10 protein-coding genes and 1 pseudogene are annotated in these 13,263 nt (G+C 58.5%); 7 read left to right on the forward strand and 4 right to left on the reverse strand.

What is annotated here, in order from left to right; all coding sequences use genetic code 11:
* Positions 1-121: 121 nt before the first annotated feature.
* Together AACY11_RS11195 and AACY11_RS11200 are read left to right on the forward strand one after the other, a co-directional pair.
* Positions 122-2,680 (forward strand): LuxR C-terminal-related transcriptional regulator, encoded by a 2,559-nt coding sequence (locus tag AACY11_RS11195; RefSeq protein WP_339432035.1) that lies wholly within the window; start codon positions 122-124, stop codon positions 2,678-2,680.
* Positions 2,681-2,855: 175 nt separating this feature from the next.
* Entirely contained in the window at positions 2,856-5,249 is a 2,394-nt protein-coding gene (locus AACY11_RS11200) for a dermonecrotic toxin domain-containing protein (RefSeq protein ID WP_339494765.1), read from the forward strand.
* A 7-nt stretch (positions 5,250-5,256) separates the two neighbouring features.
* On the opposite strand, the gene AACY11_RS11205 is transcribed toward AACY11_RS11200, so the two are convergent.
* Positions 5,257-6,054 (reverse strand): IclR family transcriptional regulator, encoded by a 798-nt coding sequence (locus tag AACY11_RS11205; RefSeq protein ID WP_339494767.1) that lies wholly within the window; start codon positions 6,052-6,054, stop codon positions 5,257-5,259.
* 163 nt (positions 6,055-6,217) lie between these two features.
* Between AACY11_RS11205 and hmgA the strand changes: the two genes are divergently transcribed.
* The 3 genes from hmgA to maiA are packed head-to-tail and all read left to right on the forward strand — an operon-like array spanning position 6,218 to position 9,478.
* A complete protein-coding gene (gene hmgA, locus AACY11_RS11210; protein WP_339432038.1) occupies positions 6,218-7,522 on the forward strand; it encodes a homogentisate 1,2-dioxygenase in 1,305 nt (434 codons plus the stop codon).
* 3 nt (positions 7,523-7,525) lie between these two features.
* A complete protein-coding gene (gene fahA, locus AACY11_RS11215) occupies positions 7,526-8,830 on the forward strand; it encodes a fumarylacetoacetase (RefSeq protein WP_339494768.1) in 1,305 nt (434 codons plus the stop codon).
* A gap of 12 nt (positions 8,831-8,842) precedes the next feature.
* On the forward strand, positions 8,843-9,478 hold the full coding sequence (gene maiA, locus AACY11_RS11220) for a maleylacetoacetate isomerase (protein WP_339432040.1): 636 nt from the start codon (positions 8,843-8,845) through the stop codon (positions 9,476-9,478).
* A 99-nt stretch (positions 9,479-9,577) separates the two neighbouring features.
* Here maiA and AACY11_RS11225 read toward each other — a convergent pair whose 3' ends face one another.
* Positions 9,578-10,381, reverse strand: a complete 804-nt coding sequence (locus tag AACY11_RS11225; protein WP_339432041.1) for a SirB1 family protein — start codon at positions 10,379-10,381, stop codon at positions 9,578-9,580.
* A gap of 185 nt (positions 10,382-10,566) precedes the next feature.
* Between AACY11_RS11225 and AACY11_RS11230 the strand changes: the two genes are divergently transcribed.
* Complete coding sequence (locus AACY11_RS11230; RefSeq protein ID WP_339432042.1) at positions 10,567-11,586, forward strand: Glu/Leu/Phe/Val dehydrogenase family protein; 1,020 nt, start codon at positions 10,567-10,569, stop codon at positions 11,584-11,586.
* Between the two features lie 143 nt (positions 11,587-11,729).
* Here the strand turns inward: AACY11_RS11230 and AACY11_RS11235 are convergent.
* A pseudogene (locus AACY11_RS11235) lies at positions 11,730-11,984 on the reverse strand (YebG family protein); the annotation flags it as partial.
* 286 nt (positions 11,985-12,270) lie between these two features.
* Between AACY11_RS11235 and AACY11_RS11240 the strand changes: the two are divergent.
* Positions 12,271-12,771, forward strand: a complete 501-nt coding sequence (locus tag AACY11_RS11240) for a phosphate-starvation-inducible protein PsiE (protein ID WP_339432043.1) — start codon at positions 12,271-12,273, stop codon at positions 12,769-12,771.
* On the opposite strand, the gene AACY11_RS11245 is transcribed toward AACY11_RS11240, so the two are convergent.
* Positions 12,768-13,085, reverse strand: coding sequence for a DUF3509 domain-containing protein (locus tag AACY11_RS11245; protein WP_339494769.1), 318 nt, complete (start codon positions 13,083-13,085; stop codon positions 12,768-12,770). The genes AACY11_RS11240 and AACY11_RS11245 overlap by 4 nt on opposite strands.
* Between the last annotated feature and the right edge of the window lie 178 nt (positions 13,086-13,263).

The raw sequence follows: 13,263 nt of genomic DNA on the forward strand, positions 1-13,263 counted from the left end.
TGTACAAAAGGCGACCGCACGGTCGCCTTTTTTATGGCTGCCAATCAGCGCGCTGAATATTTATCAACAAGCTGACAGCAGAGGGCTAGGGTGGCTGCAAAACAATAAGAAGGCTCACCCGATGACCGCCATGACGCCGTGTCTGGATCGCCCCGGTTTCCTGCCCAGACTGTCTTCCCATCACCAGCCACGTTTGCGATTGAGCGAACCACTGCTTGAGTCGATGGCGCGGGTCAGGCTGATCTGTGCGCCCCCCGGTAGCGGAAAAAGTGCGCTGCTTACCGAATGCCTGCTTCAGGCGCCCGCGACGTATAAGGTGCTCTGGTTGCCACTGGCAGGTGCGCAATTGAGCAACGGCGAGATGTGCCATCGATTGACTGCAGCGCTGGGCCTGACCGACACGGATGAGGCTGGTCTGATCGCGGCATTGACTCATTGGGAGGCACCAACCTGGCTGTTCATCGACGATTACAGCCGTTTGCCGGATCCGTCACTCGATGCCTTGCTCGACCGTTTGCTGACAATCAGCAGCCCCGCATTGACCTGGTGGATCGGCTCTCGCCGGCGTCCGCAATGCAACTGGCCGCGGCTGTTGCTGGACGACGAATTGTATGAATGCGAAAGCCCGACGCTGGCGCTGACCCAGGACGAGATCGCCCAGGCACTGAAACACTTGTCAGCCGAGCAGGCCGCCAATGTGGCTGGACGGATTGTTCATCGCACCGGTGGCTGGTGCGCCGGAGTGCGAATGACGTTGCTGCAAAAATGCGACTGGTCGCAAAGCACCCAACCGCAGCAACGTGTGGAAACCTTGCTTGATTATCTGCAGCACGAACTGTTCAGCGGTTTGACGCCGGAGCTGGCGGAAGTCTGGCGGGTACTGGCGAATTTGCCGCGTTTCAACGCTGAACTGTGTGAACACTTGTTCGGTGCCGGTGAGGGGGCTGATTACCTGCGAACGCTGCAAACGCTGGGTTGCTTTATCGAGCCATGGAATGAATCGTCGCAGTGGCTACAGATATTCGCGCCTTTGGCGCAGGTGATGCGCGATGAACATTGGCCCGCGTCTCGTTCATGGCATCGTCGGGCGTGCCAATGGTTCGCCGCTACCGGTGATTGGCGTTCGGCTTTCGAGCAGGCGTTGCTTGCCGAGGAATTCGAAACGGCAGTGAGCCTGTTGCAGCATTTCAACTTCGAGCATCTTTTTGAAGAGCAAACGGTGGTGCTGTTGTTGCGCCTGCATGAATCTCAGGGCGAAGGATTGACCTTGGGATCACCGCAGTTGGTCGGGCTGATCAGCGCAGCGCTGTTGTTTGCCGGCCGGTTCGAACAGGCCACGCAGTGCATCGCGCACCTGGCGAGGTTCATGCCACAGCCTTCGGCCACGCTCGAGCGGCAACTGATTGCGCGCTGGCAAACCTTGAATGGCTGGCTGCTGCATCTGGAAGGGCAGATGACTTGCGCTCAGGGTCATTTTTCCGAGGCGCTGGATTCGCTCGACGACGACCACTGGATGGCGCGGGTGATGTGTTTGTCGGGGGTGACGCAACAGGCGCTCTTGAGAGGGGCGCTGGATGTGGCCTACGCCCACAATCGGCAGGCGCTGTGTCTGGCGCGGGCGCAAAATTCGCTGGTTTTCGAGGCGCTGCTTGAGCTCGATCATGCACAAATACTGGAGCAGCGTGGCGCGGCGGCGCGGGCCGAATGTCTGTTGGCCGCAGTGCACGCTCTGCTCGGCAGACGACCGGATCGACCGACGCCGCTATTGGGCAGGATTGCACTGCGTCGGGGGCGTCTGGCTCTCAGTCAGGGGCAGGATGCCCTGGCGGCTGCTTTTTTTCAGTCCGGCCTCGACGATTGCAAGCGCAACCATGACAAGCGGGTCTTGTATGGCTATCTGGGGCAGGCACAACTGGCGGCCAATCAGGCGGATTTTGAAGGCGCATTTGTCTGGTTGCGCGATGCACAGCGGCTGATGCAGCAGCGGCAGATTCCGGAGACTGTCTATCGTGGGGTGTTGTTGCAGATCAGCAGTCTGTTGTGGCTTCAGCAAGGGCGTGCCGAACTGGCCAACGAGGCGATGGCGCGTCTGCTGCGTCACTATCAAGGGGCCGGTGCATTGCAGGCACCGCCGGCGACCATCGAGTTGATTCCACGGGTTGAATACCTGCTGATCCTGGCGCAAACGGGTCTGCGCATCGCCAATAATCCGATCATCCGCCTTGAGCAGTTATTGGCGGACGCGAAGCAGTGCAGAATGGTCGCCCTCGAAACTGACTTGCTCCTGGCGTTGGCCGAAGTTGCCTTTCTGCAGTGCGATCAGGCCGGCGCGCAACACTATTTGCAGCAGGGCCTTGAATTGGTTGCTCATCACGGCCTGCACCAGGCGTTGCGTGAACTGGAATTGCGCCAGCCGAACGTGTTGCAGGCACTGAATAACAAGATCGCTGAAGATGCAGCCGCGCAGACATTAAGCAACTACGGCGTGCTGAGCCAGCGAGAACTTGAAGTTTTACGACTGATCGCCAAAGGCTATTCCAATCAACAGATTGCAGATGAACTGTTTATTTCGCTACATACCGTAAAGACTCATGCCAGGCGTATACACGGAAAGTTGGGTGTCGAACGAAGAACTCAAGCGGTGGCAAGTGCAAAGCTGTTGGGTCTCGATCTAAGTTGAATTTGTGACAGTCAAATGGAGGAATATTTATTTTGGCGTTTGTCTGAGATGTTTTATGACGTTTGAAAACTTGCAGTAACGGCTGTTGGATTTTGTTCGCTGTTTATATTCGATAACTTGCTCGCAATCGAAGTGGCGCAATGTCATTTCTTGATCGTGGACCAAGGAGTTAGGTATGAGCGTTATCAATGGCTTTTCAGAAGTTCGACCCGCATGGCTGTCAGGTGCCAGTGAACAAAATAAGCAGCGTCATGACCATTTGCTACAGCAAGTGCGCGCTGAGGAAACCCGGCGTGACCAGTTTCTGGATAAGGCAGCATCGCTGAAAGCCTATGCTGCTGCGCGAAGTAAAGAGTGGATCAACAGTGCATTGGGTGTTTCGGTTGATCCTGAAACTATCAAGGTCACCTGTCGCTATACCATCAAGGTCGGAGCGCGCACCCTGGTTCAGGAAGACAAGCGCACGTTTGTGGAACTGGCGCTGTTCGGCGTACATGATCGCAATCAACGCTTCGAGATGGCTTTTGAAGGGCCGGTTCCTTCCGGCTTGACACCTGTGCGCGTAGAAAACTGGCTGGCGTCTGTCAACATCCGCTCGGATTTCTGGGACACGCGCCGTAAAGCCTTTAACGATTACGACGTGCAGATGGCACTTCTGCAGGTCTTGGGGGCGCGCATCGCCTACAGCACTTTTTGCGCTGCCGTGCAGGGGCATCTCAATCAGCCAAACATGGCAATGGTCGAACGCTTTATGCAAGGAGACCGGAGTATTTCGGCATCGGCCTTCGTGATGAATGGCTTCCGGTTCGGTTTCCGCGATCTGATGGTTTTCCAGCAAAAGGCCAATCCCCACGGCAACTGCGTCTTGTACGCTCCAGGTTCGCCGGAAGAGCGCGACTGGTATCAATTTCCCAACAGTCGTGAACTTGAATTTCATGTGGCTGGCTGGGTGAGAACAGCCGAAGGGCAGAGCTATCTGGCGGCGCAAACCCAACCTGCGGAAAGGGCGCCACTGGCCAAATACATGGCCACGCTGCGGCAGCTACCGAGTGCCTGGAAAGGGGTAACGTTTTCCGAATGGCCGGACGCACCGGAAGGCATTCTTGTCGAGGCAATCTTCCATCAGATCGCCTGGGACCTGGCACAGGAAACGCTCGCCCATCCTGCCGCCTATCGAAGCGCCCCTGATGAAATGCGCCAGTCGTTTGCCCGCTTGAATACGGAGTTGAAAGCGCTCTACACCATCGGCACTCGCGAAGCGGGCATCCTGACCTATGAGCGCTTCTGTTACGACTTGATCAAGCAACGGATCGAAGATCTTTTAAAGACCTTTGGAAAAACGGTGCAGGTAAACCCGGACGAGATCCTCCTTGATCTGAGTGAAAACGAGACGATTACACTCACCCGGTTGATCATCAAGGAAACGCAGTTTTATGCCCATGATCGTGGCGGCGAAGTGATTGGGATTTATCCGCGCTTTCGTGTAGGCGCGAAGCATCCAGCACTGCCCGACCTGGACATACGTCAACTGGCCAGTTGGTCGAGAACGTTGCGTCCGGGAGAGAAGTACATCGCCATGTTGCGTGCCGATTATTTAAACAGACAACACCCCGATTATGAATTCAAGAAAGACGTTCACTTCAAGTCTCGACAGGTTGAAATGCAACGTTCGGTGTTGTCGAGTTTTTATGCCGGTGCTATCACCCTCACGTTGGCTGAGCAATTGCGCACGTTGATCCTGAACTTCGATAAAGGAACGCCTGCCTCTTTTCCGCCTTTCGGAGAAGTGCCTTCGACCGTGCAGTTCAGTGCAGTCTTCAAGTTTCACGTAAAACGGTGTCTGGTTGAGGGCGTGTATGTTTTCAGGCTGGTACAGGGCGGCAAAGTCAGTGAAATTCTTTATACGCCTGACGCGCCGGACGGCGTCTACTTGCGACCGTTGAGCGGTTTTTTCGAGGCGATCAAGGAACACGGGCTGGGTCAGTATTTCTACGACCGGGTCAAGTACGTCGATCAACGGATCATGGGGACGTTCATCAATAACATTGAATTCAACAATGTTTCTGAAAAACTTCCCGTGCTTGAGCTCAACAGCCGCGTGCTGTCGTTGCGCGCGAGTTATAACGAACGTATTGAACGGATCATTGCTGATATTGACGCGCAAACCACCAGCCTGAACGAAATCATTGGCAAATTGGCCTATGACTCGGTGGCGTTGGCTGCGAGTGTCGTCAGTTTGGTAATACCGCCCGTTGGTTTCGCGCTGTCCGTGGTGCAAATCACCAAAAACGTACTGGAAGGCGCCGAGTCCTACCGATATGGCGATCGAGAAACGGCCTTCAACAGTTTCAAGGAAGCTCTACTGGACCTGGCGTCTTTGATTCCTGGAGGCAAGGAAGCAACCAAGGCGCAGAAGACGCTGATTCAACTCATGGGTGACGGCAAGGCAATCGTCGGCCTGATTGGATCGGCGACCGGCCAGACCCTCGGCCATGAACGTCTTTTGGCGATAATTGAAGAAATTCTCCAGGAGGAGCCAGCGGGGGACAGCAAAACCGTATTGCTGTAACACCCTGTTAGCGAATTGCCGACGCCGCTGCGTCGAACCCCATTCGCCAACTCACGGCCCGCGTCGCAGCCAGCAAGCGCTGCGCCGCCGGGCCGTTTTCGTCGGCGTGAAACAGTGAGGTCGGGCCGACGATGGTGATCACGGCGGCGATCTGTCCGACAGCGTTGAATACCGGGGCCGACAAGGCATCCACCCCCGGCATCAGCAAGCCATGCACATGATGCAAACCACGTTCGCGGATCTGCTCACACAACGTCGTGTAGGCGTGCTCGTCTTTTAATGGATGATCGGCGACGGCGATTTCCTGCTCGCGCAATTCGTCAACTTCCCGATGGGGCAAGTAGGCGCTGAACACCAACCCCGTCGAAGAGCTGAGCAGCGGCAGCACTGAACCCAATTGCGTCACCACCGTCACCGCACGCACCGCCGGCTCGATGTGCACCACAGTGGCCCCCTGATTACCCCACACCGCGAGGAAACAGGTTTCGTTGAGTTCGTCGCGCAATTGGGCCAATGGCAGGGCCGCAACTTTCAGCACGTCCATACTGTTGAGTGCGGCCAGACCCACGCGCAGCGCTTCGCGGCCGAGGCCGTAATGGTTGGTGGCGGGGTTCTGTTCGGCAAATCCCGAGGCGATCAACGCTTGCAGGTAGCGGTGCACCTTGCTTGCGGGCATTTGTACGTGCTCGGCCAGGCGCGACAAGGAAGTGGCGGGCGACAACTCGGCCAGGGCCTTGAGGATGTCGGTGCCGACTTCGGCGGAGCGGACTTTCTGTTTGCCGTGACTGTCGCTGGTTTTTTCCATGATGCTGCCGGGTTCCGGAACGAATGGGCGTCTTTATAGCTTGACGCTGGATAGCGAGCAAATTACGTTATGCGTAATCGAATTACGATAAAAACAACCCCGGCGTGCCGAAACCTCTGAGCCAGAGCGATGGGCCATGCCGACTCCCTGTTCAGGAGGCTCCATGAACCTCGATTCAACCGTGTCGACGCTGACTTATCAGTCCGGTTTCGGCAACGAATTCAGCACTCAAGCGTTGCCCGATGCGCTGCCCGTCGGCCAGAACTCCCCGCAAAAAGCCCCGTACGGTCTCTACACCGAATTGTTTTCCGGTACCGCGTTCACCATGACCCGCAGTGAAGCCCGGCGTACCTGGATGTACCGAATTCAGCCATCGGCCAATCACCCGGCGTTCGTCAAACTTGAACGGCAACTGGCTGGCGGGCCGTTGGGCGAGGTGACCCCCAATCGTCTGCGCTGGAACCCGCTGGATATCCCCAGCGAGCCGACCGATTTCATCGACGGTCTGGTGAACATGGCCGCCAACGCCGGCGCCGATAAACCCGCTGGCATCAGCATCTACCACTACACCGCCAACCGCTCGATGGAGCGTGTGTTCTTCAACGCCGACGGCGAACTGCTGCTGGTGCCGCAACTCGGTCGTCTGCGCATCGCCACCGAACTGGGTGTGCTGGAAGTGGCACCGCTGGAAATCGCCGTGCTGCCACGCGGTTTGAAATTTCGCGTCGAACTGCTTGACCCGCAAGCACGCGGCTACATCGCCGAGAACCACGGCGCGCCGCTGCGCCTGCCGGATCTGGGGCCTATCGGTAGCAATGGCCTGGCCAACCCGCGGGATTTCCTGACCCCGGTCGCCGCTTACGAAAACCTTCAACAACCGACCACCCTGGTGCAGAAATTTCTTGGGCAGTTGTGGGCCACCGAGCTCAATCATTCGCCGTTGAATGTGGTCGCCTGGCATGGCAACAACGTGCCGTACAAATATGATCTGCGCCGCTTCAACACCATCGGCACGGTCAGTTTCGATCACCCGGATCCGTCGATCTTCACCGTACTGACCTCGCCGACCAGCGTGCACGGTCTGGCCAACCTCGACTTCGTGATCTTCCCGCCGCGCTGGATGGTGGCCGAGAACACCTTCCGTCCGCCGTGGTTTCACCGCAACCTGATGAATGAATTCATGGGCCTGATCCAGGGCGAATACGACGCCAAGGCTGAAGGCTTTGTGCCTGGCGGCGCCTCGCTGCACAGCTGCATGAGCGCCCACGGCCCGGACGGTGAGACCTGCACCAAGGCCATCAACGCCGACCTCAAACCGGCGAAGATCGACAACACCATGGCCTTCATGTTCGAGACCAGTCAGGTGCTTCGCCCAAGCCGCTTCGCCCTCGACTGCCCACAACTGCAACCCCATTACGACGCCTGCTGGGCCACACTGCCCGCCACGTTCGACCCGACCCGGAGATAACCCATGACTCAGAATTCCATCACCCGCAGTTGGGTGGCGTCGGCCAACGACCACGCTGATTTTCCTCTGCAGAACCTGCCGCTCGGCGTGTTCAGTGTCGACGGTTCGGCGCCGCGCGCTGGCGTAGCGATTGGCGATCACGTCTTCGATCTGCAAGTGGCGCTTGAAGCCGGTCTGTTCGACGGCGCAGCGCGCAGTGCCGTCGAAGCCATGAAGGGCGGTTTGCTCAATGCGTTCTTCGAACTCGGTCGCCCGGCTCGCACTGCGCTGCGCCAGCGTCTGCTTGAATTGTTTGCAGAGGGCAGCACCGAGCGCGGCAACATCGAAGCCCAAGGGGCAACACTGCTGCCTTTGGCCGTGGACTGCCAGATGCATCTGCCGGCGCGCATCAGCGACTACACCGACTTCTACGTCGGCATCGAACACGCGCAGAACGTCGGCAAACTGTTCCGCCCCGACAACCCTCTGCTGCCCAACTACAAGCACGTACCGATCGGCTACCACGGTCGCGCCTCGACGGTGCGCGCCTCCGGCACCGACGTGCGTCGCCCCAAAGGCCAGACGCTGCCCGCCGGTCAGACCGAACCGACTTTTGGCCCGTGCGCTCGCTTGGACTATGAACTGGAACTGGGGATCTGGATCGGTCAGGGCAATGAGATGGGCGACTCGATTGCCATCGGTGATGCGGCTGAGCACATCGCCGGTTTCTGCCTGCTCAACGACTGGTCGGCTCGCGACATTCAGGCGTGGGAATATCAGCCGCTGGGCCCGTTCCTGTCCAAGAGCTTCATCACCAGCGTCTCGCCGTGGGTGGTGACCGCCGAAGCGCTGGCGCCGTTCCGCACCGCGCAACCTGCGCGCCCGCAAGGTGATCCGCAGCCGCTGCCTTACCTGCTCGACAAACGCGATCAGGACGCTGGCGCCTTCGACATCGAGCTGCAAGTGTTGCTGCTTACCGAAGCCATGCGCGAGCAAAACCTGCCGGCCCATCGCCTGACACTGAGCAACACCCGCTACATGTACTGGACCGTCGCGCAAATGGTTGCGCACCACAGCGTCAACGGTTGCCAGTTGCAGGCCGGTGATCTGTTCGGCTCTGGCACTTTGTCCGGTCCTGAAAACGGTCAGTTCGGCAGCCTGCTGGAAATCACCGAGGGCGGCAAAAAGCCGATAGAACTGGCGTCCGGCGAAGTGCGCAAATTTCTTGAGGATGGCGACGAAATCATCCTGCGTGCGCGTTGTGCCCGTGACGGTTTTGCTTCCATCGGTTTTGGCGAATGCCGCGGCAAAGTGCTGGCGGCGCGCTGACAGGAGCGGCTCATGGATCTCTATACCTATTACCGTTCGACCTCGTCGTATCGGGTGCGGATCGCGCTCGCGCTCAAGGGGCTTGATTATCAGGCACTGCCGGTCAACCTGATTGCACCGTCCGGTGGCGAACATCGGCAAGCGGCGTATCTGGCGATCAATCCGCAGGGGCGGGTGCCGGCGTTGCGTACTGACGAAGGCGAACTGCTGATTCAGTCGCCGGCGATCATCGAGTATCTGGAAGAGCGTTATCCACAGATGCCTCTGCTGCCCGAAGACCTTGCTACCCGTGCGCATGTGCGCGGCGTGGCGGCGGTGATCGGGTGCGATGTGCACCCGCTGCACAACGTCAGCGTGCTCAATCGTCTGCGTCAGTTGGGGCACGATGAGCCGCAGGTGGTGGAGTGGATCAGTCACTGGATCGGGCAGGGGCTGGCGACGGTGGAACAGTTGATCGGTGACAGCGGTTTCTGTTTCGGTGAGTGGCCATGCTTGGCGGACGTCTACCTGATCCCGCAGTTGTATGCCGCGCAGCGGTTCAATGTTTCGCTGCAGGCTTATCCGCGGATTCGCCGCGTGGCGGCATTGGCCGCTGAACATCCGGCGTTCATCAAGGCGCATCCCGCCAACCAGCCAGATACACCGTAAATTCCTGTGGGAGCGGGCTTGCTCGCGAAAGCACCGTGTCAGACACAGAGATTTTGACTGATACAGCGCATTCGCGAGCAAGCCCGCTCGCACAAGGGATCAGTGGACTATGGAATTGGGCGGGAGATGCCCGAGCCGTTCGGTCAGGCGCAAGCGCTGAATCGGGTCATCACTGAGCAGTAGCGCATGCTCCAGATCGAAGCGTTCGGCATTCGGGCAGTCGAGCCGCTGATAGAGACTGGCGCGGGCCAGGTAATCGGCGGCGTTGGCGTCGCCCAGTTCAAGCACGCGTTCGGCGTCGATCAGGGCCGCGATAAAGTCATCGTGAGACAGGTACAACTGGCGCAGGTTACGTGACAGGCGTTGAAGCATCTGCACCGGCGTTGCAGTCAGCAGATGGTCGGCGTTGAGCTTCATGTTCGGGCCGTATTGGCGCTGCAACAGTTCTCGACAGTCGTTGGGGTACAGGCGTCGCCCCCCGCAGGGGTCAAGCAAGTGGTCGGCCCCGGGTACCCGGAGCAGGAAGTGCCCGGGAAAGTTGACCCCGGCCAGTGGAATTTCCAGCGCGCGCGCCAGTTCCAGGGCAATCAACGCCAACACCAAAGGCTGGCCGCGTCGGGTTTGCAGCACTTTGTGCAACAACGCGGCTTGTGGGCGCAGCGGGAGGAAGTCGTCCTGAGCGAAGCCTAGCTCTGTCATCCGCCGTAATAGCGGCTGTGCCAGTTCGCTGACCGGCAGCATCGGCAAGCCATAGCTGACCCGCTGCTGCAACTCCTTGAAGTCCTGCATAAGCGCCTCGGGATTGACCGTTTTATCGTGTTCGGCCGCGATCCACAGCGCGGTCTCGAACAGGGCAGGCGGTGAACGTTGCAGACACTCGAAAAAACGTTGGCGCGCACTCATCAGGATCTCCGGGTAATGCCCCGTTTTAGCCCCGTCCATGCCATTCGTCCAGTGCCTGGCTGCGCCAATCTGGGGTTATGCCGCAAATCCAGTGTCAGCGCGGGTGCTTATTCCGGTGCGCTTCTGCAATTTTCGGGCGCAAGCCTATACTGGCGTTCTACAAGAAGTGATTCGGGAGCCCAACGATGTTTGCGCTCATGCAAAGCACTCGCCTGGAATCGCTGCACCTGAGCGTTGATCCGGTCTCCGGGTTGAAGGCGGTCATTGCCATCCATAACAGTCGCCTCGGGCCAGCCCTTGGCGGATGTCGTTATCTTGCCTATCCCAATGACGAATCAGCCGTTGAGGACGCCATTCGTCTCGCTCAGGGCATGAGCTACAAAGCTGCGCTGGCCGGGCTGCCGCAGGGCGGAGGCGTGGCGGTGATCGTGCGCCCGGTGCATGTGGAAAATCGCGGGACGTTATTTGAAGCCTTCGGCCGCTGCATTGATCAACTCGACGGTCGCTACATCACCGCCATCGACAGTGGCACTTGCGTGGCGGACATGGATTGCATCGCCCAGCAGACGCAGCATGTCACCAGCACCACCTCGGCCGGCGACCCCGCGCCACACGCGGCCATGGGCGTGTTCGCCGGAATTCGGGCCACCGCCATGGCGCGGTTGGGCAGCGATAACCTCGAAGGCCTGCGCGTGGCGATTCAGGGTTTGGGCAATGTCGGTTACGCACTGGCCGAGCAGCTTCACGCGGCGGGCGCCGAACTGCTGGTCAGCGACATCGACCACGGCAAGGTGCAACTGGCGATGGAGCAACTCAACGCCCATCCAATCGCCAACGATGCGCTGCTCTGCACGCCTTGCGACATTCTGGCGCCGTGTGGGCTGGGCGGTGTGCTCAACAGTCACACGGTCACGCAACTGCGTTGCTCGGCGGTAGCGGGTTCTGCGAACAATCAGCTGACGCATCTGGACGTGGCCGATCAACTGGAGCGGCGCGGCATACTGTATGCCCCGGATTACGTGATCAATGCCGGCGGCCTGATCTACGTTTCACTGAAACATCGCGGCGAAGAGTTGCCCACGATCACCGCGCATCTGTCGAAAATCAGTTCGCGGCTGACTGAAGTGTTTGCCCATGCACAGGCGGAAAAACGTTCACCGGCGAGGGTGGCCGATGAGTTGGCGGAAAAAGTGTTGTATCGCTGAGACACCTGCATGAAAAAGGCCCTGAGCCATTCGACTCAGGGCCTATTCAATTCGGGCATTGATTACTTCGCAGCTTTCACCGCTTTTGCCGGTTTCAACGGCGCTTCGGCAGATTCCTCTGCCTCGGCCTTCTCGACCGGCTCAGCCGGTGCATTGATCAGCTCCGAGAGTGCATCAGGCTGGTTCTTGAACGCCCGGGCGAACACATCGCGGTTCTTCGCCATGTAGATCCCGGCTTCTTCCACTTGCTGCTCAGTCATGGACGGAACGGCTTTTTGCAACACATCGGCCAGATATTCGGCCAGTTCGAGCATTTTGTCATGACGGTCAGCTTCGGCTTTATCCATGAACAAGCGCTCCAGATCTCGGCTGCTGCGGTATACCACTTCGACGGCCATTCACCACCTCACATGCCTTCACGTTAAGTTGTCTTCACGACTACTGTATCCATATACAGCGAAAAGGATAAGCGAATCCCTGCGCCATGGGTAGTGGCTTTTCAATGTAGACCGAATTCAGGGTTTGTCAGCCTTGCGCAGGCACTGCGACGAAACGCCACGGCGCGCGCTTCGTGGCACCTCGCCATGATGGCGTGGCCTCTTTTCTGCATGAAACCCAAAGCATGCAGAAAAACGTCATGTCCAACACGCATCATCCGCTCGAATCGGGCTAAGGAACATCATCGTGAAAATCAACTGGGCCGAGAAACTGCGGCAAAACGTGCATCAACTGGCCGAGTCCCTGGGCAACCTGTTCGTCGAAACTTTCCACTACCTGGCGCTGTTCGCCATCGGGGCGGTGACGGCGTGGGCGGCGGTGATGGAGTTTCTCGGGATGCTCGAAGAGGGGCATATCAAGATTGATGACATTCTGTTGCTGTTCATCTATCTGGAACTGGGCGCGATGGTCGGGATTTACTTCAAGACCAACCACATGCCGGTGCGCTTTCTGATCTACGTGGCGATCACCGCACTGACCCGTCTGCTGATCTCCAACGTCTCGCACCACAACCCTCCGGACATGGGCATCATCTACCTGTGCGGCGGGATTTTGCTGCTGGCGTTTTCGATTCTGGTGGTGCGTTACGCCTCGTCGCAATTTCCTTCGGTGAAAATCGACAAGCCGCAACGCAAGCTCGGAGCAGGTTCCGGTGAACACCCTGAGATCGAGAAGGGCGAGCTTTAAAGCCCGGCAGCCTGCCGAGGCTCACCGCTGATTCGCTGCGGTGGCGGGGTCAGGCCGTCGCCGCGGGTCATCGCTTCAAGGATCGCCATGGCACTGTGGCCTTGTTCGATGGCGATGCCGAACTGGATGCTTTGCACCAGACGCTTGAGGCGTTTGGGGTCGTTGCGTTGTTCGGTGCTGATCATGCGTTTGGCCACGATGCGGCCGCTGTTGGACAGGGTCAGCATGATGCTGCCATCCAGGCCCTGAATGCTCAGGTTGATCTGATAGTCCGGCGCGAAGGCATCGGTAATGATCTGAAAAGGATTGTCCATGATGCGTCACCGCCTGATTGAACGTGCAGTTGTTGACCGGCCGCGATCGGGTTGGTTCGCCCATCCAGACCACCGGCCATTCCGTGGCCATTTCGCCATATCGCTTTATGCAAGTGCTGTAGCAAGGGCTATGCCGGAATAATTGTCGAACAATGAACACGGACAAAAACAAGGCGAG

Origin of the sequence: Pseudomonas sp. RA_105y_Pfl2_P56, assembly GCF_963970845.1 — a bacterium.
Lineage (GTDB): Bacteria > Pseudomonadota > Gammaproteobacteria > Pseudomonadales > Pseudomonadaceae > Aquipseudomonas > Aquipseudomonas baetica_A.